Origin of the sequence: Luteimonas sp. MC1750, assembly GCF_016615955.1 — a bacterium.
Lineage (GTDB): Bacteria > Pseudomonadota > Gammaproteobacteria > Xanthomonadales > Xanthomonadaceae > Luteimonas.
Genome location: NZ_CP067113.1, coordinates 2,510,704 through 2,531,673 on the forward strand (window position 1 = coordinate 2,510,704; position 20,970 = coordinate 2,531,673).

A 20,970-nucleotide genomic window follows, 5' to 3' on the forward strand; every position below is an offset into this window, starting at 1 on the left:
GATCGTCGTCAATGCGGCTGGGTATGGCTCGACGCACCATGTCGCCATCCCCACCGCTAGAAGGCGTCCCACATGCTCCGCAAGACCCTCCCCCTGCTCGCCCTGGCCATCGCCGGCGTCCTCGCCGCGCCCGCCGCCCTCGCCCAGTCCGCAGGCGACTGGACGGTCGCGATCGGCGCCCACCAGGTCAACCCGGACTCCGACAACGGCGCCCTGGCCGGCGGCACCCTGCCCCTCGACATCGGCTCCAGCACCCGCCCGACCATCGCGTTCGAGTACTTCGTGCGCGACAACCTCGGCCTGGAAGTGCTGGCCGCGCTGCCGTTCCAGCACGAGATCGCCATCGAGGGCCTGGGCCGCGTCGGCAGCACGAAGCACCTGCCGCCGACGGTGAGCCTGCAGTACCACTTCAACAGCCAGGGCAAGGTTTCGCCGCTGCTGGGCGTGGGCCTGAACTACACCACCTTCTTCAGCGAAGAGACCCGCGGCCCGCTGCAGGGCTCGAAGCTCGAGCTCGAAGACTCGTTCGGCCTCGCGCTGCACGCCGGCGTGGACTTCAAGGTCGGCCAGAAGGGCGCGATCCGCGTCGACGTTCGCTGGATGGACATCGACAGCGACGTCAAGCTCGACGGCGCGAAGCTCGGCAGCGCGAAGATCGACCCGCTGGTCTACGGCGCGGCCTACGTCCTGCGCTTCTGAACCGCGCGGGCGACCCCGGGCGCATGCGGCTAGAATCGCTGCATGCGCCCGAACCGTGACCGCCCGATGACCCGTTTCCTCCCCGTCCTCGCCCTCGCCTGCGCGTTCGTCGCCGGCGACGCCTCCGCGTGGAGCGCGGAAGGCCACCGCATCGTCGCGCACATCGCCGATGCCGGCCTCAGCCCGGCCGCGCGCGCCGAGGTCGAGCGCCTGCTCGCCGGCGAAGCCGATCCGACCCTGGCCGGCGTGGCCACCTGGGCCGACGAGCTGCGCGACACCGATCCCGACGGCCTGGGCAAGCGTTCGGCCAAGTGGCACTACATCAATTTCGACGGCCGCTGCGGCTTCGAGCCGCCGCGCGACTGCAAGGGCAACAACTGCATCGTCACCCAGACCAACCTGCTCTACCGGATCCTTGCCGACCCCACGCGCGACCCGGCCGACCGTGCCATGGCGCTGAAGTTCGTGGTGCACTTCGTCGGCGACCTGCACCAGCCCATGCATGCCAGCCCGCGCGACGACAAGGGCGGCAACGACTACCAGGTGAACCTGGGCGGCGAAGGCAGCAACCTGCACCGCATCTGGGACGGCACGATCATCAAGCGCCGCGACCTCGCCGCCGAGGAATACGCCGACGTACTGCTCGAGACCCCGCTCCCGCACGATCCGACGCTCTCCTCCGATCGCCCCGTGCTCGACTGGGCGCTGGAGTCCTGCCAGCTGGTCGAGGACGGCAAGGTCTATCCGGCCGATGGCGTGCACGTGATCGACGAGGCCTTCCTCGAGGCCCGCCTGCCGGTGGCCGAGCAGCGCCTGCGCGAAGCCGGCGTGCGCCTGGCCCAGCTGCTGAACCACGCGCTGGCGCCGCCGATGCAGGCCCGCTAGTCGCAGGGCCCGGTTGCGGGCGCAGCGCAGGCCCATCGATGCCCCCCATCCGCCGCCTGGTCCTCGCCGCACTCGCCGCGCTCACGCTCCTGCTGGGCGTCGCCGCCGGCCCGGCACGCGCCGACGACGCACCGTTGACGGTGTTTGCCGCGGCCAGCCTCAAGGAATCGATGGACGAGGCCGCCGACGCCTATCGCCGCGCGACCGGGCAGCGGGTTCGCGTCTCCTACGCGGCCAGCTCCGCGCTGGCGCGGCAGATCGCCCAGGGCGCCCCGGCCGACGTCTTCATCCCCGCCGACAGCGACTGGATGGACGAGCTGCAGGCCCGTGGCCTGGTGGACGCGGAGACCCGCACCGCGCTGCTCGGCAACAGCCTGGTGCTGATCGCCCCGGCCACTTCGGCGACGGCGCCGCTGGCGCTGCGCACAGGCGTCGACCTGCGGCCGCTCCTGGGCCAGCGTGGCCGCATCGCCATGGGCATGGTCGACAGCGTGCCCGCGGGCCGCTACGCGAAGGCAGGCTTCCTCTCGCTCGGCATGTGGGACGCGCTGGCGCCGCGCGTGGCCGGCGTCGAGAACGTACGCGCGGCGCTGATGCTGGTGGCCCGCGGCGAAGCACCGCTGGGCGTGGTCTACGACAGCGACGCGCGCGCCGAGCCGCGGGTGCGCGTGCTGGCCACCTTCCCGGCAGGCTCGCATCCCGGGATCGTCTATCCAGCGGCGCGCGTGAGCGCAAGCCGCCATGCGCGGGCCGCGGCCTTCATCGACTGGCTGCGGACGCCCCCGGCGCAGGCGATCTTCGCCCGCCGCGGCTTCAGGCTGCTCTGAGCAGGCGGCCGGGAGCATGCCCGCCTTCAGCCCGGCCGAAGTCACGGCCATCGCGCTCAGCCTGAAAGTGGCCTGCGTGGCCGCGTTGGCCAGCCTGCCCCCCGGGATCGCCGTGGCCTGGCTGCTCGCGCGCCGGCGCTTCCCCGGCAAGGCGCTGCTCGACGCGCTGGTCCATTTGCCGCTGGTGCTGCCACCGGTGGTGGTCGGCTATGCCCTGCTGGTGCTCTTCGGGCGCCAGGGCGCCGTGGGTGCCTTCCTGGCCGAGCACCTGGGCATCCGCTTCGCTTTCCACTGGATCGGCGCGGCGCTGGCGAGCGCGATCATGGGCTTCCCGCTGATGGTGCGCGCGATCCGGCTGTCGATCGAGGCCGTCGACCGGCGCCTGGAGCAGGCGGCCGCGACCCTGGGCGCCAGTCCGTGGCGCGTCTTCGCCACGGTCACCCTGCCGCTGGCCTGGCCGGGCATCGTCGCCGGCGGCGTGCTCGCCTTCGCCAAGGCGCTGGGCGAGTTCGGCGCCACCATCACCTTCGTCTCCAACATCCCGGGCGAGACCCAGACGCTGTCCTCGGCGATCTACGAGCTGATGCAGGTGCCCGGCGGCGAGATCGGCATCTGGCGGCTGGCGGCGGTGGCCGTGGCGATCTCGCTGCTCGCGCTGCTGGCGTCGGAGTGGCTGGTGCGACGCCAGCAGGGCCGGCGCGATGACGGGGAGGACGCGTGAGCCGCACGCCGCCGGGGGGACTCGCACGATGCTGAGCCTCGACGTGCAGCTGCGTCGCGGGCGGTTCGAGCGTCGCGTGACGATCGAGGACCCCGCGCGGGTGATCGCCCTGGTCGGCCCGTCCGGTGCCGGCAAGACCACGGTGCTCAGTGCCATCGCCGGGCTGGTCAAGCCGCGCGCGGGACGCATCGAGGTCGACGGGCGTGTTCTGTTCGACAGCGCGCGCGGCATCGACTTGCCGGCGCACCGGCGCCGAGTCGGCTACGTGTTCCAGGACGCGCGGCTGTTCCCCCACCTGGACGTGCGCGGCAACCTGCTCTACGGCCGCCACGCCGGCAGCGCGGAGGGGCCGCGCTTCGAACTCGATGCGGTGGTCGCCCTGCTCGGCATCGGCGGGCTGCTGGGCCGACGCACCGCCAACCTGTCCGGCGGCGAAGCGCAGCGGGTGGCCATCGGCCGCGCGCTGCTCTCCCAGCCGGCCATCCTGCTGTTCGACGAGCCCCTGTCGGCCCTGGACCACGCGCGGCGCGAGGAGCTGATTCCCTGGCTGCAGCGCGTGCGCGACGAGGTCAGGCTGCCGATGCTCTACGTCAGCCACCACCCGGACGAGGTGCGCCGGCTGGCGGAAGCGGTCCACCGGCTGGAGTGAGCCGGCGTCAGCACCCAGGCCCTGGCCGCCCGTGTCAAGTGCCGCCGCGGGCCCCGCAAGCGCGCCGCAGGTCGCCGGAGTCAGGCTTCGCCGAGCGGTTCCAGGCCCCCGATCGTCCCACCGGCGACGGCGGCGGCGATCACCGCGTCGGCGCCCTCCGTGTCGATGCCGTTCGCCCGGTACCACGCCGGGTCGTAGTAGCTGTGGGCGTAGCGCTCGCCCGCATCGCAGAGGATGGTCACGATCGAACCGTCCTGGCCGGCGTCGCGCATGCGGCGCGCGGCGTGCAGCACGCCGACGAAGTTGGTGCCGGTCGAGCCGCCGACGCGACGGCCCAGCGTTGCGCTGACGTGGCGCATCGCCGCCAGGGCCAGCGCGTCGGGCACCTTCAGCATGCCGTCGACGCAGCTGGGGATGAAGCTCGGCTCCACCCGCGGGCGGCCGATGCCTTCGACCCGCGAGCCACGCGGATGGGTGAAGCCGCGCCACGGCTCGCCAGCGAGCGCGGCGCGGTAGGCGTCATGGAACACCGATTCCTGCGGATCCACGCACAGCACCCGCGTGGCATGGCGGCGGTAGCGCGCATAGCGCCCCAGCGTCGCCGCGGTGCCGCCGGTGCCCGGGCTGCAGACGATCCAGGCCGGGACCGGGTGCGGCTCCTCGGCCATCTGCCGGAAGATCGACTCGGCGATGTTGTTGTTGGCGCGCCAGTCGGTCGCGCGCTCGGCATAGGTGAACTGGTCCATGAAGTGGCCGCCGCTCTCGCGCGCCACGCGCTGCGACTCGGCATCGAGCGCGCAGGCGGTGTCGACCAGGTGGCAGCGGCCGCCGTGGAACTCGATCGCGGCGATCTTTTCCGGCGAGGTCGAGGCCGGGATCACCGCGATGAAGGGCAGGCCGAGCAGGCGGGCGAAATAGGCCTCGGACACCGCGGTGGAACCGCTCGAGGCCTCGATCACCGGACGGCCCTCGCGCAGCCAGCCGTTGGCCAGCGCGTACAGGAACAGCGAGCGCGCCAGCCGGTGCTTGAGGCTGCCGGTCGGGTGGCTGGACTCGTCCTTGAGGTAGACGTCGATGCCCGGATAGCCGGGCAGCGGCATCGGGATCAGGTGGGTGTCGGCCGAGCGGTTGAAGTCGGCCTCGATGGTGTGGATGGCGCGGGCCACCCACTCGCGCTGCGCCATGTCCGCCGCCTCCCCGCGCGCGGCCTAGAGCGCGCGCGCGGCGTCGACCACCGCCTCGACCGTGAAGCCGAAGTGCGGGAACAGCACCTCCGCCGGGGCACTGGCGCCAAAGCGGTCGATGCCGATCACCGCGCCGTCCAGGCCCACGTACTTGCGCCAGAAGTCGGAAACGCCGGCCTCGATCGCCACGCGCTTCCTGCAGGCGTTCGGCAATACCGATTCGCGATAGCTGGCGTCCTGGCGGTCGAAGACATCGGTCGAGGGCATCGACACCACGCGCACGGCGTCACCCAGCTGCGCGGCCGCGTACATGGCCAGGCCGACCTCGGAGCCGGTGGCGATCAGGATCACCTCCGGTGCGCCCACGGAATCCTTCAGCACGTAACCGCCGCGCGCGATCGCTGCGACCTGCGCTTCGTCGCGCGCCTGGGGTGCAAGGTTCTGGCGCGAGAACACCAGGCAGGCGGGCCCGTCCTGGCGCTCGATCGCGGCCTTCCAGCAAACGGCGGATTCGACCGCGTCGCAGGGGCGCCAGACGTCATTTCCGGGGATCGCACGCAGGCTGGCCAGGTGCTCGACGGGCTGGTGCGTCGGGCCGTCCTCGCCCAGGCCGATGGAATCGTGGGTGTAGACGTGGATGACGTGCGCACCCATCAGCGCGCCCATGCGCACTGCGTTGCGCGCGTAATCGCTGAACACCAGGAAGGTGGCGTCATAGGGGATGAAACCGCCATGCAGCGCCAGGCCGTTGGAGATCGCGGTCATCGCGAACTCGCGCACGCCGTAATAGACGTAGTTGGCGTCGGGATCGTCGCCGGCCACCGACTTGCTGCCGCTCCACAGGGTGAGGTTGGAACCGGCCAGGTCGGCCGAGCCGCCGACGAGCTCGGGCAGGTGCGGCGCAAAGGCCTCGATCGCCATCTGCGAGGCCTTGCGCGAGGCGACCTTGGGGCTCTCGGCCTGCAGCTTCGCGATGTACGCGTCGGCCGCGGCGGAAAATCCTTCCGGCAATTCCCCGTGCGAGCGGCGCGACAGCTCACCGGCCAGCTCCGGGTGCCGCTGCGCGTAGGCGTCGAACATCCGGTTCCACTGCTCCTCGCGCACGGTGCCGGCGTTGTTCGCACGCCAGCCGTCGTAGATCGTTTCGGGGATTTCGAACTCGCCGTGCTCCCAGCCCAGCGCCTTGCGCGTGGCCACGATCTCGTCCTTGCCCAGCGGCGCCCCGTGCGAGGACTCGCTGCCCGCCTTGGCCGGCGAGCCGTAGCCGATGGTCGTGCGGCAGCAGAGCAGCACCGGCCGGTCGTCGTGCTGCATCGCCTGGTCGATCGCGGCCTTGATGGCGGCGGCGTCATGCCCGTCGATGTCGCGGATCACGCGCCAGCCGTAGGCCTCGAAGCGCGCCGGGGTGTCGTCGGTGAACCAGCCCGCGGTGTCGCCGTCGATCGAGATGCGGTTGTCGTCCCAGAACGCGACCAGCTTGCCCAGGCCCCAGGTGCCGGCCAGCGAGGCGGCTTCGTGGCTGATGCCCTCCATCAGGCAGCCGTCGCCCAGGAAGACCCAGGTGCGATGGTCGACGACCGCGTACTCGGGACGGTTGAAGCGCTGCGCCAGCAGCTTCTCGGCCAGCGCGAAACCCACCGCGTTCGCGAAGCCCTGGCCCAGCGGCCCGGTGGTGGTCTCGACGCCGCCGGTGACGAAGTTCTCCGGGTGCCCCGGCGTGCGGTGGCCGAGCTGGCGGAAGTTCTTCAGCTCCTCGATCGGCAGGTCGTAGCCCGCCAGGTGCAGCAGCGCGTACTGCAGCATCGAGCCGTGGCCGTTTGACAGCACGAAGCGGTCGCGGTTGAACCACTTCGGGTTGCCCGGGTTGTGGTTCAGGTAGTCATTCCACAGCACCTCGGCGATGTCGGCCATGCCCATGGGCATGCCGGGGTGGCCGGAGTTGGCCGCCTGGACGGCGTCCATGGCGAGGATGCGGATGGCATTGGCGAGGTCGCGGCGGCTGGGGCTGGTCATGGGTCTCGGCGGGCGGGGACGGCGGCGGAACGCGCATTGTCCCATCCCCTGCCCTGCGAGTCTTCCGCAGCCGAGCTCCGACCTCGCTGGTTTGGATGGGTCAAGGCCGCCCGCCACGGACGCAACCCGTGTCGCGGTCTGGTTGAAAAGAGCGCTGCGGCACGCGAGGGCGCTGGGCGTGCCTTCACTCCCGAAGCCGGAGATGGCTGGAGCCCGTCCCGCGCACAGGGTGTGTGCGCAGAGCTGGCCATGGATGGCCGGCGCCCGGCCGCTGGGAGCAGGATGCGGAGACGGCCGGCGGAGCACACCCCCTGTGCGCGGGACGGGCCGCGCGCACTGGAACGAAGCGAAGGTGGCCGCTCGACCGCGTCAGCCCGTGGCTTCGGGCCTGTCCGCCATCAGGTCCGTCGGCGCGTCCACTTCGCCCTTGGACACGATCGCCGCGATCCCGAGGTCGCCGGTCACGTTGACCGTGGTCCGGCACATGTCGAGGAAGTGGTTCACGCCCAGGATCAGGCCGATGCCTTCCGGCGGCACCCCGACCATGGCGCAGATCAGCGCCACCACCGGCAGCGAGCCCGAGGGCACCCCGGCGGTGCCGATGCCGCCCAGGATGCAGACCAGCATCACCATGAACTGCTGGCCCCAGGTCAGGTCCACGCCGAAGAACTGGGCGAGGAAGATCACCGTCACGCCCTCGAACAGCGCGGTGCCGTTCTGGTTGGCGGTGGCGCCGATGGTGAGCACGAAGCGCGACACCTTGGTCGGCAGGTGCAGGTCGCGGTCGGCGACCTTGAGCGCGGTGGGCAGCGTGGCGTTGCTGGACGCGGTGGAGAAGGCCATCAGCATCGCCTCCTGCACCCCCTTGAAGAACTTGAGCGGCGAATAGCCGCCGACGAACTTCAGCGCCAGCGAATAGGTCACCAGCATGTGCAGCGCGAGCGCGCCCACCACCACCAGCACGAAGGCGCCCAGGCGCAGCAGCAGGTCCCAGCCGAACAGCACGGCCAGGTTGAACATGAAGCAGAACACCGCCGCCGGCGCCAGGCGGATGATCAGGCCGATGAGGGTCATCGAGATCTCGAAGATGCCCTCGATGCCGCGGCGCAGCGTCCGGATCGGCGCGGTGTCCGGGCTCATCACGATGCCGACGCCGAACATCAGCGCGAAGAACATGAGCGCCAGGATGTTGGCGTTGTTGGCGGCGGCGCCGATCACGTTCTGCGGCACGATGTCGAGCAGCATCTGCACGCCGGTGGGCTGCGCGCCGCTGTCGCGGACGATCGCCGCGGTGCGCTCGGCGCTGTCGGCCAGCAGCTGCTGCGCGAGCGCCGGATCGACGCCGACGCCCGGCTTGAACACGTTGACCATCACCAGCCCGAGCAGCACCGCGATGCCCGACAGCACCACGGTCGCGATCAGCGTGCGCCAGCCGATGCGCCCGAGCGACTTCACGTCGCCCATCTCCGACACGCCGACCACCAGCGCCGAGAACAGCAGCGGCACGATCATCATGAAGATCAGACTGAGGAACAGGGTCGAGAACGGCTGCGTGACGTACTCGGTCAGGGCCTGCACCCAGCCGGTGTCGCGACCGATGCCGTAGTGCACGAACAGGCCCAGCACGAGGCCCGCGACGAAGCCGATGGCGATCTTCCAGTGCAGCGGCATGCGCGGCCTGGCGGGCGCGGTCGGCTCGGTCATGCGGTCTTCCCCGGAACGGTGTGGACGGCGGAGCTTAGCAAAGCCGCGCAGCCGCCCTCGGCGGCCGCCTTCAGCGGCCGCTTCACCGGGGATAGTGCGGTGGGAGCAGCGCGTCCCCGCCCTCGTCGGCGTCGATCCAGTCCGCGCCGCGCGCGAACGCGGCACGCACGGCCGCGCGCGCCTGGGCCGCGCCGTCCCCGTCCTGGCCCCAGCGCGCGCGCTGCAGCTGGCCGATGGCGTCGCGCTGCGGGCCCGGGGCGACGCGCATCGACAGCGCGTCGAGGTCGGCGGCCGGCGGCGAGGCGAGCGCGCACAGGGCGGCGGAGACCTCGCCCAGGTCGCCGGTGTCCAGCGCCTTGCGCAGCGCCGCACCGTGACCGCGGGCCCTGGGCACAGCCTTCGCACCCGCGATTCCGTCGTCCAGGGCGGCCCCCGCCGCAGCCTGGCCGCGCTGGCGCCACTGCAGGCCCCAGGCCAGGGTGAGCAGCCACAGCAGCGCGAACACCACCGTCGCCAGCGCCCAGCGGTGCACGGGTCCCTGCACGCCCGGCAGCCGGACCCAGGGGCCGCTGTCGTCCGCCGCCTGCGTACCGATGCCGCGCGCGGCACCGGTCCCGACGTTGCCGCGGGTCCCGCCCGCACCGACCGCGCCGGCGGCGGGCGCCACGTCGACCTCGAGCGCGGGCAGCGTCGCCTCGCGCGCGCGGTTCGCGCCGACGTCCCACCAGCCCAGGGCCGGCGCCTCGATCCGCAGCGGGCCGTCACGCGCGGGGAGCACCGAGTAGCGGCGCACCATGCGCACGCGCGGGCGCCCGTCCTCGATCGTCTCGTCGTGCTGGGCCGGCTCCGGGAACACCTGCGCGCCGGCATCGGCCGCCAGCATCGGCATCTCCAGCTGCGCCGCCGTGGCGCCGTCGGCGACCAGCTCCAGTTCGACGGTGAACGCGTCGCCGGCACGTGCGGCGTCGGGCGCCTGCAGCCAGCGCAGCTGCAAGCCGTGCAGCGGCAGCCAGGGACGCGGCGCGGCGGCCGGCACCGGCCTCACCTCGAGTGCGATCGCCGGGCCGTCGGCGGACAGGGCGCGCTGCCCGTCGCCGAAGAGGTCATCCAGCCAGCCGCCGACGCCGCGCCCGCGGAAGGTGGCGGCGGGCAGCTCGATCCTGCCGCTGCGCTCGGGGATCAGCAGGTAGCGACGTTCGACGACCTGGAAGCGGCGGCCGCCGACCTCGCGCGTGTACTGCAGGTCGCTGCCGGCGCGCTGGAGCCCGAGGCCATCGACCGCGGGCTGGTCGAGCTGTCCCGACAACAGCTGCACCGAGTAGTAGAGCCGCAGTCGTAGGCCGACCGCTTGCTGCACGTAGGGCGACGGATCGTCGACCTCGGCCTCGATGAAGGCGGGACCGCGCGCGGGCGGCCGCGCGACGCTGGCGGGTGCCACCGTCAGCGTGAGCGGGGCCGTGCGCTCGCCGCCGACCGCGAGCGCGGGCACGGTAAGCACGCCTCCACGCAGCGGCTGAAGCGCCACCGCGTGCAGCGTGCGCGAAACCGACTGGCCGTTGCGAAGTTCGAAGGACTGTCGGCTGCTGCGCTGTTCGATGCGGAAATCGCCCGCCAGCGGTCCGTAGTCGGGACGGCCGCCGGTATCGACCTCGATGTTGAGCGTGACCGTCTCGCCGAGCTCGATGCGGTCGCGGTCGAGCCAGGCGCGGACCTCGGCCGAAGCCAGCGCGGGCGCCAGGGCCAGCACCAGTGCAAGCAGCACCCTGGCGAAGCCCAGGCGGGAATGGGACGGGTTCGACATGGGTCAGCGCTCTCCGGCGCGGCGGCGCAGATGTTCGTTGCGGAAGCGCGCACGCAGCAGCGCGCCGGGATCGTCAGGCACGCGACGCAGCCAGGCGGCGTTGGCCTCCTCGCGCTCGCGGGCGGCAGTGGTTTCGCTCTGGCCGGCGAGCTGGCGCGGGTCATCGTCAGCCGTGCCCGAGCCATCCGGATCGCCGGCGTCGATCGCGCGCTGCATGGCTTCGCGCTGGGCCTCGTCGGCGGCCTGCTGGCGCGCCCGGGCGTCGGCCTCCGAAGCTGGATCCGGTGGCGGCGGGGTTTCGCCGCCATCGGTCGGTCGCGGCGGAGGCTGCGGGCCGGGTTCGTCGCCACGCGGCTCCTTGCCCGGGTCCTGGTCGGGCGGTGCCTGCCCGTCGTCACCGCGCTTGCCTTCGTCCTGGCCGGCGCCGCGCCCGTCCCCGCCGGCATCCGGCGGACGCTCGCCGCCCCCGCCAGCGCCCGGCGGCGGCTCTCGCTGCATCGCGGCTTCCACGGCGGCGCGATTGGCCGCGGCGTCGGGCATCCCCGGTGACTGCCGCAGCGCGTCGTCGTACGCGGCAATGGCCTCCTCGTAGCGGCCGGCGCGTGCCAGCGCATTGCCGCGGTTGTAGGCGGCGTCGGCGCCCGGAAGCCCGGCGAACCCGCGGGCGGCGGCAGCGAAATCGCCCCGGCGATAGGCCGCCTCGGCCTCGACGCTGCGCGCGTGCGCGGCCTGGTCGGCGCGTCGCCACGCGGTGGCGGTGGGGGCAGTGGCGGTGGGGGCAGTGGCGGTACGGGCGGTGGCGACGGGCGCGGTGGTTGCGGCTGCGGTCGGGGGTACGGTGGCGGCCGCGTTGGCTGCGGGCGTGGCTGCGGACGTGGAAGCGAGCGACGACGGGGCCACCGGAAGCAGCATGCAGACCGCGAGGACGGCCAGCACGCCGCCGCGCCGGAACACGGCCAGCAGCAGCACCATGGCCGCCGGCAACAGCCAGTAGCCGCCGTCCTCGCGCACCCGGGCGCTGCCTGCCACGCCCACAACGTCTTCCCTCCCCGCGCCGGCACCCGGGCCGGCAAGCACTTCGCCGACCGACGCGCTCCAGTCATGGACTCGTCCACCGCCGGCTGCCGCGAGCGCCTCCAGCGATCCGCGGTCCAGCACGCTGCGGTGGATCCCGCCGTCGCGGCCGCGATAGCCGGCGCCCTCCGCCGTGCCCATCGCCAGCGCCGAGACGCGATGGCCCGAGCCCGCGGCGCGGGCGGCGGCGCGGACCGCGGCCGTATCGGCGCCGGGCGCCAGCAGCAGGATCTCGCCTTGGGCATGGCCGGCACCCACCAGCAGCTCGACGGCCAGGTCGATGGCGCGTCCGGGGCGCGCGCCGTCGACGGGCATGATGTCGGGTGCCAGGGCGTCGAGGAACACGGACACGTTGGCGGCGTCATCGGTCATTGGCGAGACCACGTGGGCGTCGTCGGCATAGACCACGAGCGCCACGTCGCCGGTGTGTGCGCGCAGGATCGCGTCCAGGCGGGCGCGGGCCTGGGCCAGGCGGGACGGCTGCAGGTCGTTGGCCAGGGTGGCGCCGGACAGGTCCAGCGCCAGCACAAGTGCGCCGCCGCCTGCCTGCAACGGCTGCGGCACCGAGCGCCAGCTCGGCCCGGCGAGCGCCAGGATCGCGAGCCCGAGGCCGGCCAGCACCACGGTTCCGGCCCAGGCGCCCCGCCCCGCTCCGCGGCCCGGAACCAGCAGATGCGGCAGCAGGTGCGGGTCCACCGCTGCGCGCCACACGCTGCGCTGTCGCGCGCGGCGCCGCCATTGCCACGCAAGCAGGGGCAGCAGCAGGAGGGCCAGCAACCACGCCGGGCGCAGGAATCCGAGCTCACCGAACGGAAGCGTCATGGCCGCGGCCTGCGCAAGGACCAGGCCGCGGCGAACATTCCGCAGGCCAGCGCCAGCGCCAGTGGCCAGTGGTAGCGCTCCAGGCGAGGCCGCACCGCTTCGCCACGCGCTTCCACCGGTTCGATGCGGTCGATCTCGCCGTAGATGCCGGCCAGGGCGTCGGTATCCCGGGCGCGGAAGCTGCGGCCTCCGGTCATCCTCGCGATCTGCGCCAGCGTGTCCTCGTCGATCTCGCTGCCACCCGAAGGCAGTCGGAACCCGAACACGGACAGCGCCTCGCCTTCCCCGCCAAAGGCAATGGTGTGGATGCGCACGCCTTCGTCCCGGGCGATCGCGGCCGCCTTCACCGGATCGAGTGCGCCCGCGGTATTGACGCCGTCGGTGAGCAGCACGAGAACGCGCTCGCCGCTGCGCTGCGCCTGCAGCCGCTTCACGCCGAGGCCGATCGCATCGCCGATGGCCGTCTCGCGACCCGCCAGCGCGACCTCGGTTGCAAGCAGCTGCTCGCGCACGGTGGCCAGGTCGGCCGTGGCCGGCGCCAGCACATAGGCCCCGCGACCGAACACCAGCAGGCCGACGCGGTCCCCTTCGCGGCGGCCGAGGAAGTCCGCGATCACCGCCTTGGCGGCGGTCAGCCGGTCCACCACCTCGTTGCCCACCAGCATGTCGCGTTCGCCCATGCTGGCCGAGAGGTCGACGGCAAGCATCAGTTCGCGGGCCACCTGCGGCGGCTGCACCACCTCTCCCCACGCCATCGGTCTCGCCGCGGCGAGGCAGAGCAGCGCCCAGCCGAGCCAGGCCAGCCAAGGCATGCCCCGGGTGCGCGGTGCCATCGACCGCCCCTCCACGATCTTCGCCAGGCGCGTGGCGGACCACGGGACGCGCAGCGCAGGACCGGCGCCGCCGCGCACCGGCGGCAGGAGCGCGCGCAGCAGCCAGGGCAGCGGCAGGCCGGCCAGCATCCACGGCCATGCGAAGCCCGCGAACGCGCCGAATGCCGGAAACGTGCCCATCAGCGGCGATCCATCCATTCGACGAAACGCGCGCGTGCGGCCAGGCGCAGGTCGGCCACGGCGCCGGGATCGGGCTGCGGGCGGTAGGCGCCGTCGAGCAACAGTTCTCCGCGGACACCGTCGAAGCGCGGGGGGTCCTGCCCCTGGTCGAGGAACGCCAGCCAGGCGTCCCCCTCCAGGCGGTCGCCGTCGGGTTCGCGCCGGCGGGCGGCGCGGCGCAGCAGGGAGGAGATCGCCGCGACGGTTCCCGCGGGATCCGCGGCCGCGGTCTCGGCGTCGAAGAAGGCCATGAGCTTCCGGCGACGCTGCAGCCGGTGCAGGCGCCACGCGACCAGTCCGGCGACAAGCAGCAGCAGCGCGGCCGCCAGCCACCACCAGCCGGGAGCCGGCGGCCACCAGGGCGGCGCGGAGGACAGGTGGATATCGCGCAGCACCAGCCCGTCGTCCATCAGCGGCGCCCCGCTCCGGCAGCCGCCAGCCAGGCATCGCTCGGGGCGTCGCAGGACAGCGCGACCGCGCGCACGCCCCGCGCGGCCAGCGCGCCGGTGATGGACGCGACCTGCGCGGGGAATTCGTGCTGCCAGCGCCGCCGCTGGTCGGGGTCGGCCAGGTCGAGCTCGACGCGGCGTGGCTCCTGGCCCCCGGATGCTTCGGCCGCGAAGCCCAGCAGGTCGTCCGGAGGGTGCATCTCCAGCGGATCGGTCAACAGGACCACGACGACCTCGTGGTGGGCGGCCAGCGCCGGCCAGCGCTGGTCCGGAATCGCGGCAACGCTCGCCGGATCGGCCAGGACGAGGAGACGGGAGCCGGGGCGCAGCAGGCGCCGGGCATGGTCGAGCGACACCTCAAGGCCCGCATCGTCGGCCGCAGGCCGTGTATACCAGCGGACCAGCGCATCGAGCACGCGCAACGCGCCGCGCGCGCCCGACGCGGCCGCCACCGGGGGCTCGCTGCGGCTGCCACGCAGCGCCGCGATCCGGTCACCGTCGGCGACCGCACGCCAGGCCGCGATCGCGCCCGCACGCGCCGCCTGCACCGACTTGAAGCGCACCCGCGTGCCGAAATAGAGCGCCGGGGACGTGTCGGCAACCAGCAGCGTGAGGCGTTCGCGCTCGGCCTGGAACAGTTTGGTGTGGGGCCTGCCGGTCCGCGCCGTGACCCGCCAGTCGATGTGGCGCGCGTCGTCGCCGATCGCGTAGCCGCGCGACTCGGCGTATTCCATGCCGCGGCCGCGCAGGGTCGACGCGGCCTGCGCGCGCAGTCCCGAGGTCCCGCGACGTGCCGGTCCACGCGCGTGCGCGAGGCTGCGCAGGGCGATGAGCTCGTTGAGCGACGGGGCGATGCCCGACTCGGCTGCCGGGCTGGCATCGGGACCTGCATGGCGATGCACCGCACCTCCGGCAGGGCTGGGCGCCGCGATGCTGGCGCGGGCTCTCCAGCCAGCCTCCTGTGGTGCGGCGACCCGGCCGGTCACGGCAGCGGCACCCGCGACAGCAGCGCCTCCACCAGACGCTCGCCGTCCCAGCCTTCGGCCGTGGCTTCGTAGCTGGGCAACACGCGATGGCGCAGCACATCCGGCGCCATCGCGCGGACGTCGTCGGGGGTGACGAAATCCCGTCCCGCGAGCCAGGCGTGTGCCCGCGCGCAGCGTTCCAGCGCGATCGAGCCGCGCGGGCTCGCGCCCCAGGCGATCCGGCGTCCCAGTGCTTCGTCGTAGCGCCCCGCGTCGCGCGAGGCCAGCACGATCTCGACGAGGTAGCGCTCCACGGCCGGCGCCATGTGCAGCGCAAGCACCGCCGAGCGCGCGGCCATCACGTCGGCCTGGGACACCCGTTCGGCCGGCACCGATGGTGCCTCCAGCGCCGCGATGGCGCGTTCGCGCGCCAGGCGCAGGATGGCCGTCTCCGCCTCGGCTTCCGGATAGCCGATGCGGACATGCATCAGGAAGCGGTCGAGCTGGGCTTCGGGCAGCGGGAAGGTTCCCTCCTGCTCGATCGGATTCTGCGTCGCCATCACCAGGAACAGGGCCGGCAGCGCATAGGTCTGCCGACCGACCGTGACCTGCCGCTCGCCCATGGCCTCCAGCAGCGCCGACTGGACCTTGGCCGGCGCGCGGTTGATCTCGTCGGCCAGCAGGAGCGAATGGAAGACCGGACCGGGAAGAAACTCGAAGCGCCCATCCTGCGGCCGCCAGACCTCGGTCCCGGTCAGGTCGGCCGGGAGCAGGTCGGGAGTGAACTGCAGGCGCGCGAAGTCGGCTTCGACGCGTGCGGCCAGGGCGCGGATCGCGCTGGTCTTGGCCAGGCCGGGCGCCCCTTCGACCAGCAGGTGCCCGTCGGCCAGCAGCGCCACCAGCAGGCGCTCGACAAGGGCCGACTGGCCGATGATCTCGGTGGCCAGCGCGTCGCGCAGGCCGGTGAAGAGGCCATGCAGCCTGGCGCCTTCGTTGGAAGAGATGTCCATGGAGTGCCGGATGGCGGCGCGGACTGCGCCGGGGCCAGTTTGACCTGATCGCCCGGCATTGGTTCAACCGCAGGTCCCGGAACGACGACGGGGCCCGAAGGCCCCGTCGTGGATCTACCGTGCGAGCGGATCAGTAGCTGCGAGGCGCCACGCGCAGGACACGCGGGGTGACGAAGATCAGCAGCTCGGCCTTGGCTTTGGAGCGGCTTTTGGTCTTGAACAGATTGCCGAGGATCGGCAAGTCGCCAAGGAACGGTACCTTGGACACCGAGTTGCGATCCTCGAACTCGTACACGCCGCCGATCACCACCGTCTGGCCGTCTTCGATGAGCACCGCTGTCGTGACTTCGCGCTTGGCCAGGTTGGGGACGGAACCATAACCGGTGATCGTCGTGTAGTCCTGGATCTCGTCCTTCTTGACCGCGAGGTTGAGGAAGACGCGACCATCCGCCGTGATGGTCGGAGTTACCTTCAGCTCGAGCAACGCTTCCTTGAATTGAACGGTAGGAACGCTGTTGCTCTGGCCGCCAGTGACCGTCATATACCCAACCTCGCGACCTTGGCGAATGATCGCTTCACGCTGGTTGCTCGTGACGACGCGCGGATTGGAAACCACTTCACCGCGCTGCTCTTGCTGCAGAGCCTGCAGTTCGAGGTCCCAGTCGATGGTGTTGCCCAGGATGGTGAACGCGATCGAGGCAGGGTTCAGGTCATTGATATTGAAGTCATTGTTGAGCCCCTGATCGTACGGCCCCCATGTGGGCGTCGTATTTGGATCGTTGATCGCGGCGATCGACGAATTTATAAGCTGATTGTTGGAGTCAAGCGATCCGGACGTAACCAAACGATCCTTTACGCCACGAATTCCGAAGCGCGCACCAAGGTCCCGGGCAAAGGACTCATTCGCGATCACGATGCGCGACTCGATCACGACCTGATCAACCGGCTTGTCGAGGGTCGCGACCAGTCGCTTAATTTCCTCCACGCGCTGCGGGATATCGATGACCAGCAGGGTATTGGTACGACGGTCATGGCTCAGGCTGCCCCGGGCGGAGAGGAATCCGCGGCTCTGCGCACCCTGCCCCCCGCCACCACCTTGGCTGCTCTTGCTTTCGTCGGTCAGCAACTTGGAAATGTCCTCGGCGCTGCCGTACGAGATCGGGATGTACTCGGTGATCATCTCCGCACTCTCTTCGAGCGCGATACGTGCATTCGCGATGTCCTGCTCGAACTTCGCGATCTCGGCCTGCGGGGCCACCCACACCACGTTGCCGCTGCGACGCTTGTCCAGTGACTTCGCCTGCAGCACGATGTCCAGCGCCTGGTCCCACGGCACGTTGATCAGGCGCAGGGTGACGTTACCGGTGACGCTGTCGCTGGCGACGATGTTCAGGTCCGACAGCTCGGCGATGAGCTGCAGCACGGTGCGCACCGGCACGTCCTGGAAGTTGAACGTCACCGGGCGGCCGCGGTAGGCGCGCGTGTCGCCCTGGGCGGCCGCCTGGACCGCGGTCTGGCCGGTGGCCGCGACCGTGTTGGCCGCGGCGGCACCGACCGCGCGCGACGGCGCGGCGGCACGCGGCACGATCTCGACGATGTAGTCGCGACCGGTCTGGTAGGCGAGCGGCTCGAACGCGCCCTGGGTGCTCAGCACGATCTGCGTGCCCTTGCTGCCCTGGTTCGCGTCGATGCGCTGCACCGGCGTTGCGAAGTCGGTCACGTTGAGCGGCTTCTGCAGCGCTGCAGGCAGCGAGGCGTTGCCGACGTTGACGATGACGGTGCCGCCCTCGGTGCGGAGGTCGGGCGCGGCGCCCTCTCCGTCGAAGCGCAGCACCAGCTTGCCGGCGCCGCCATCGCCGCGCTTGAAGTCGATGGCGGCCACGGCCACCTCGGCCGGGACCTGCTTGGCCGGATCGGCCGCGACCGTGGCGGCCTGGGCAAAGCTGGCCACCGGCACGCCCGGTGCCGGCGCGGCACTGACCGGGCCGAGGGCGGCGAGCAGGCCGACGAAGAGTCCGCAGGTGCCTGCCCGAAGGGGCAGCGCCCGCTGGGTCGACGAACGGCGTTGCGCGTTGGTGAAGGTCATCTGGCTTCCCCTAATCAATTGTCTTCGAGCGCAATCGAGGCCGGCCTTTCCAGCCAGCCACCCGCGCCATCGGGCACGAGTTCGACGAGTTCGATACGGTCTTCAGAAACGCTGGTGACGCGGCCGTCGTTCTGGCCCATGTACACGCCCGGGCCAACCCGGTAGGTGACCTTGTCGGGCGCCATCACGAGCGCCGTGAGGCTGCTGCCTCCGCCCAGCGACCCGACCATGTCGAGGCTGTCGAGCGGAAACTGCTCAAGCGTCTGCTTGCGCCGGTTCGAGTCCGGGCGCGGGCCACTTCCGCCACCTTCATTGCTGAAGGCGGCGCTGAACGGATCGCGCATGCCCTGGGCGGCGTATTCGAAGGTCTCGAACTGCTGCATCACCGGAAGCGGATCGAGCGGCGGTGCGGGGCGGGCGCGCACGTTGGCGACCCACTCCTCGAGGTTCGGCGCCCCTGCCGGCTCGCTGGTGATGCCGCGTCCGCAGCCGGCGAGGGCGGCGACGGCGGCCAGGCAGGCGATGCCGCGAAGCGCATTGGATGTCATACCCATGTCAGCGGCTCCCCCCGGCGGCAGCGGCGGTCGCCGCAGCTTCCTGCGCGGCCGCTTCGTCCTCGTCGAGATAGCGATAGGTCTTCACCGTGCCGGCCAGCTCGAGCGGGGAGTCCGGACGGATGCCGGCACGCGGATCCTTGTCGCCGCCCCGCGGCCTCAGCTGGATGTCGTGCATGGTCATGATCACCACGCGCGGCAGCGAGGCCACGCCGCTGACGAAGGCACCGAACTGGTGGTAGCTCCCCACCATCCGCAGCGCGATCGGCTTCTCGGCGTAGAACTCCTTGGGCGTCTCCGGGCCGGGCTGGAACAGCTCGTTCTGGATGCCGGTCGCCAGCGCCGTCTGCGAGATGTCGACGATGAGGTCGGGCATCTCCGTGCGGCTGGGCAGCTGCCGCAGCATCTGCTGGAGCTGCTGCTCCATCTGCGCGAGCTGCAGCTTGAGCGGCTCGAGGTTGGCGGCGCGGCCCTGCTTGGTCTCGAACTCCGCGCGCAGGTCGGACTCGGTCCGCTCCAGGCCCTTGAGCTGCTCGCCCTTGTCGCGGGTCAGCACCCACCACAGCAGGCCGAAGATCAGCAGGCCCACCAGGATGCAGAAGCCGATCCGGTACTCGCGCGGCCAGGAGCCGATGTTGTTGAAGTCCAGCTCCTTGAGCGACATCTTGCGCTTGCTCACGAGGTGGCTCCTTCTTCGGCAACGGGCGCTGTTTCAACCGGTGCGGGCTCGGCCGCGGGGGCATCGGTCGCGGGCGCTGCCTCCGGGACGCCGGTCGCGTCCGCGGCGCCGGCGGCCTGCGCGGCGGGTGCCGCGTCGACCGGCGGGACCGCATCCGGGATCCCGTCGCCATCCTCGTCCTTCGGCGCGTTCGGGTTGGCCAGCTGCACCGCAAGGGTGAAGGCGTAGGGCAGCCCGGCAACGCCATCACGCGCCTCGATGATCGAGAGGTCGGGCTTGGTCATCCAGCCGGAACCCTCCAGGTTGCGCATGTAGGTGCTGACGCGGGCGTTGGACTGCGAGCGGCCTTCCAGCGTCAGCGCCTCGCCAACCTGCTTGATCGAGGTCAGTACCACGCCATCGGGAATGGTGCGCACCAGCGAATCGAACAGGTGGACCATCTGCGAACGGTTGGCCTGCAGCTGCTCGATGACTTCCTTGCGCGCCAGCAGACGTGCCTTCTGGCGATCGAGTTCGTCGATTTCGGTGATGCTCGCCTCGACCTGCCTGATCTGGTCCTGCAGGTAGGCGTTGCGCGTGTTCTGCCCATCGATCTGCGCGTTGTAGTAGCTGTTGACCAGGAACCACAGCAGCAGGCCGGCCAGCGCGGCGAAGCCCAGCATGACGCCGAATTCCTTCTGGCGCTGCTTGCGGCGCTCGGCGCGCCACGGGAGGAGGTTGATGCGGGCCATCAGTCGAAGCTCCTCAGGGCCAGTCCGCAGGCGATCATGAGGGCCGGCGCGTCCTGTGCCAGCGCATGCGCCTGCACGCGCGAACCGAGCGTCATCTGCGCAAGCGGATTGGCGATGACGGTCTGCACGCCCAGCTGCTCCTCGACCATCTCGGAGATGCCGGCGATGGACGCGCAGCCCCCGGCCAGGACCACCTGGTCGACGCGGTTGAACTCGCTGCCGGCATAGAAGAACTGCAGCAGGCGGCTGATCTGCTGGACCAGCGCCTCCTTGAAGGGCTCCAGCACCTCGATCTCGTAGCTCTCGGGCAGTCCGCCCTGGCGCTTGGCCAGGCCGGCTTCCTCGTAGGAGAGCCCGTAGCGGCGCATCACCTCGTCGGTGAGCTGCTTGCCGCCGAAGACCTGCTCGCGGGTGTACAGGCTGCGACCGTTGCGCAGGATGCTGAGCGTGGTCATCGTCGCGCCGACGTCGACCAGGGCCACGATGCCGTCGCGCGGCACGTTGAGCGTGTCGGCGAGGAGCGCGAACGCGTTCTCGATCGCGAAGGCCTCGACGTCCATCACGCGGGCGGTGAGGCCGCCAAGCTCCAGCGCGGACGCGCGCATCTCGACGCTCTCCGAGCGCGAGGCCGCGAGCATCACCTGCACCATTTCCGGGTTGCCCGGCATCGCCCCGACCACCTCGAAGTCGAGGTTCACTTCCTCGATCGGGTACGGGATGTAGTTGACGGCCTCGAGCTCGACCTGCGATTCCATCTCGTCCTCGTCGAGGTCGGACGGCATCGGGATGAGCTTGATGATGACCGCCGAGCCCGCGACCGCCGCCGCGGCATGCTTCGCCCGGCTGCCCGAGCGCGACATCGCGCGGCGGATGGCTTCGCCGACGGCCTCGACCTCGACGATGCTCTTCTCGACGACGGCATTCGGCGGCAGCGGCTCGACCGCGTAGTGCTCGACCTTGTAGCGGTCGCCCGACCGGGACAGCTGCAACAGCTTTACAGCTGTCGAACTGATATCGACCCCGACGAGCGGTGCCTGGCTTTTTGTGATCAGCCCCACGCTTTTC

General features: G+C 71.5%; 18 protein-coding genes and 1 pseudogene. 5 read left to right on the forward strand and 14 right to left on the reverse strand.

Going from position 1 to position 20,970, the window contains the following annotated elements; all coding sequences use genetic code 11:
- Positions 1-72 precede the first annotated feature (72 nt).
- Genes JGR68_RS11780 through JGR68_RS11800 form a run of 5 tightly spaced genes read left to right on the forward strand, consistent with a single transcriptional unit; the run spans position 73 to position 3,781 of the window.
- Positions 73-699: an OmpW family outer membrane protein gene (locus JGR68_RS11780; protein WP_199360021.1), complete on the forward strand. Its 627-nt coding sequence runs from the start codon at positions 73-75 to the stop codon at positions 697-699.
- A 42-nt stretch (positions 700-741) separates the two neighbouring features.
- Positions 742-1,584: a S1/P1 nuclease gene (locus JGR68_RS11785; protein WP_199360020.1), complete on the forward strand. Its 843-nt coding sequence runs from the start codon at positions 742-744 to the stop codon at positions 1,582-1,584.
- 38 nt (positions 1,585-1,622) lie between these two features.
- Positions 1,623-2,411: a molybdate ABC transporter substrate-binding protein gene (gene modA / locus JGR68_RS11790; RefSeq protein WP_199360019.1), complete on the forward strand. Its 789-nt coding sequence runs from the start codon at positions 1,623-1,625 to the stop codon at positions 2,409-2,411.
- Between the two features lie 16 nt (positions 2,412-2,427).
- Positions 2,428-3,132, forward strand: a complete 705-nt coding sequence (modB, locus tag JGR68_RS11795; protein ID WP_199360018.1) for a molybdate ABC transporter permease subunit — start codon at positions 2,428-2,430, stop codon at positions 3,130-3,132.
- Positions 3,133-3,160: 28 nt separating this feature from the next.
- Positions 3,161-3,781 carry an ATP-binding cassette domain-containing protein gene (locus JGR68_RS11800; RefSeq protein WP_199360017.1) on the forward strand — a complete coding sequence of 207 codons (621 nt, stop codon included), beginning with the start codon at positions 3,161-3,163 and terminating at the stop codon, positions 3,779-3,781.
- An 80-nt stretch (positions 3,782-3,861) separates the two neighbouring features.
- Here JGR68_RS11800 and JGR68_RS11805 read toward each other — a convergent pair whose 3' ends face one another.
- The 14 genes and pseudogenes from JGR68_RS11805 to JGR68_RS11870 form a co-directional block, all read right to left on the reverse strand.
- Positions 3,862-4,965: a PLP-dependent cysteine synthase family protein gene (locus tag JGR68_RS11805; RefSeq protein WP_199360016.1), complete on the reverse strand. Its 1,104-nt coding sequence runs from the start codon at positions 4,963-4,965 to the stop codon at positions 3,862-3,864.
- A 24-nt stretch (positions 4,966-4,989) separates the two neighbouring features.
- On the reverse strand, positions 4,990-6,978 hold the full coding sequence (gene tkt, locus JGR68_RS11810; protein ID WP_199360015.1) for a transketolase: 1,989 nt from the start codon (positions 6,976-6,978) through the stop codon (positions 4,990-4,992).
- 369 nt (positions 6,979-7,347) lie between these two features.
- A complete protein-coding gene (locus JGR68_RS11815; RefSeq protein WP_199360014.1) occupies positions 7,348-8,682 on the reverse strand; it encodes a dicarboxylate/amino acid:cation symporter in 1,335 nt (444 codons plus the stop codon).
- An 82-nt stretch (positions 8,683-8,764) separates the two neighbouring features.
- Entirely contained in the window at positions 8,765-10,483 is a 1,719-nt protein-coding gene (locus JGR68_RS11820; RefSeq protein WP_199360013.1) for a BatD family protein, read from the reverse strand.
- Positions 10,484-10,486: 3 nt separating this feature from the next.
- Positions 10,487-12,379 (reverse strand): VWA domain-containing protein, encoded by a 1,893-nt coding sequence (locus JGR68_RS14115; protein WP_199360012.1) that lies wholly within the window; start codon positions 12,377-12,379, stop codon positions 10,487-10,489.
- Positions 12,376-13,391: pseudogene (locus tag JGR68_RS11830) on the reverse strand (VWA domain-containing protein); the annotation flags it as partial. The gene JGR68_RS14115 and the pseudogene JGR68_RS11830, both read right to left, overlap by 4 nt.
- Positions 13,392-13,841 carry a DUF4381 family protein gene (locus JGR68_RS11835; protein WP_199360010.1) on the reverse strand — a complete coding sequence of 150 codons (450 nt, stop codon included), beginning with the start codon at positions 13,839-13,841 and terminating at the stop codon, positions 13,392-13,394. It lies immediately after the preceding pseudogene.
- Entirely contained in the window at positions 13,841-14,782 is a 942-nt protein-coding gene (locus tag JGR68_RS11840) for a DUF58 domain-containing protein (RefSeq protein ID WP_234446509.1), read from the reverse strand. The genes JGR68_RS11835 and JGR68_RS11840 overlap by 1 nt, the downstream gene beginning before the upstream one ends.
- A gap of 80 nt (positions 14,783-14,862) precedes the next feature.
- Complete coding sequence (locus tag JGR68_RS11845) at positions 14,863-15,855, reverse strand: MoxR family ATPase (RefSeq protein ID WP_199360009.1); 993 nt, start codon at positions 15,853-15,855, stop codon at positions 14,863-14,865.
- Positions 15,856-15,985: 130 nt separating this feature from the next.
- Complete coding sequence (pilQ, locus tag JGR68_RS11850; protein ID WP_199360008.1) at positions 15,986-17,941, reverse strand: type IV pilus secretin PilQ; 1,956 nt, start codon at positions 17,939-17,941, stop codon at positions 15,986-15,988.
- 14 nt (positions 17,942-17,955) lie between these two features.
- Positions 17,956-18,489 carry a pilus assembly protein PilP gene (locus tag JGR68_RS11855; protein WP_199360007.1) on the reverse strand — a complete coding sequence of 178 codons (534 nt, stop codon included), beginning with the start codon at positions 18,487-18,489 and terminating at the stop codon, positions 17,956-17,958.
- A gap of 7 nt (positions 18,490-18,496) precedes the next feature.
- Positions 18,497-19,174 (reverse strand): type 4a pilus biogenesis protein PilO, encoded by a 678-nt coding sequence (gene pilO / locus JGR68_RS11860; RefSeq protein WP_199360006.1) that lies wholly within the window; start codon positions 19,172-19,174, stop codon positions 18,497-18,499.
- The gene (locus tag JGR68_RS11865; protein ID WP_199360005.1) at positions 19,171-19,905 is read right to left on the reverse strand and encodes a PilN domain-containing protein; all 735 of its coding nucleotides are present in this window, start codon (positions 19,903-19,905) and stop codon (positions 19,171-19,173) included. The genes pilO and JGR68_RS11865 overlap by 4 nt, the downstream gene beginning before the upstream one ends.
- Positions 19,905-20,963 carry a pilus assembly protein PilM gene (locus JGR68_RS11870; RefSeq protein WP_199360004.1) on the reverse strand — a complete coding sequence of 353 codons (1,059 nt, stop codon included), beginning with the start codon at positions 20,961-20,963 and terminating at the stop codon, positions 19,905-19,907. The genes JGR68_RS11865 and JGR68_RS11870 overlap by 1 nt, the downstream gene beginning before the upstream one ends.
- Positions 20,964-20,970 lie beyond the last annotated feature (7 nt).

Bases quoted from the DNA above. Each gene is read 5' to 3' on its own strand.
- JGR68_RS11800 (WP_199360017.1), top strand. From the start codon at position 3,161: ATGCTGAGCCTCGACGTGCAGCTGCGTCGCGGGCGGTTCGAGCGTCGC.
- JGR68_RS11820 (WP_199360013.1), bottom strand. From the start codon at position 10,483: ATGTCGAACCCGTCCCATTCCCGCCTGGGCTTCGCCAGGGTGCTGCTT.
- JGR68_RS11835 (WP_199360010.1), bottom strand. From the start codon at position 13,841: ATGGACGACGGGCTGGTGCTGCGCGATATCCACCTGTCCTCCGCGCCG.
- JGR68_RS11780 (WP_199360021.1), top strand. From the start codon at position 73: ATGCTCCGCAAGACCCTCCCCCTGCTCGCCCTGGCCATCGCCGGCGTC.
- JGR68_RS14115 (WP_199360012.1), bottom strand. From the start codon at position 12,379: ATGACGCTTCCGTTCGGTGAGCTCGGATTCCTGCGCCCGGCGTGGTTG.
- JGR68_RS11815 (WP_199360014.1), bottom strand. From the start codon at position 8,682: ATGACCGAGCCGACCGCGCCCGCCAGGCCGCGCATGCCGCTGCACTGG.
- tkt (WP_199360015.1), bottom strand. From the start codon at position 6,978: ATGACCAGCCCCAGCCGCCGCGACCTCGCCAATGCCATCCGCATCCTC.
- JGR68_RS11865 (WP_199360005.1), bottom strand. From the start codon at position 19,905: ATGGCCCGCATCAACCTCCTCCCGTGGCGCGCCGAGCGCCGCAAGCAG.
- pilQ (WP_199360008.1), bottom strand. From the start codon at position 17,941: ATGACCTTCACCAACGCGCAACGCCGTTCGTCGACCCAGCGGGCGCTG.
- modB (WP_199360018.1), top strand. From the start codon at position 2,428: ATGCCCGCCTTCAGCCCGGCCGAAGTCACGGCCATCGCGCTCAGCCTG.
- JGR68_RS11845 (WP_199360009.1), bottom strand. From the start codon at position 15,855: ATGGACATCTCTTCCAACGAAGGCGCCAGGCTGCATGGCCTCTTCACC.
- JGR68_RS11805 (WP_199360016.1), bottom strand. From the start codon at position 4,965: ATGGCGCAGCGCGAGTGGGTGGCCCGCGCCATCCACACCATCGAGGCC.
- JGR68_RS11855 (WP_199360007.1), bottom strand. From the start codon at position 18,489: ATGACATCCAATGCGCTTCGCGGCATCGCCTGCCTGGCCGCCGTCGCC.
- JGR68_RS11785 (WP_199360020.1), top strand. From the start codon at position 742: ATGCGCCCGAACCGTGACCGCCCGATGACCCGTTTCCTCCCCGTCCTC.
- modA (WP_199360019.1), top strand. From the start codon at position 1,623: ATGCCCCCCATCCGCCGCCTGGTCCTCGCCGCACTCGCCGCGCTCACG.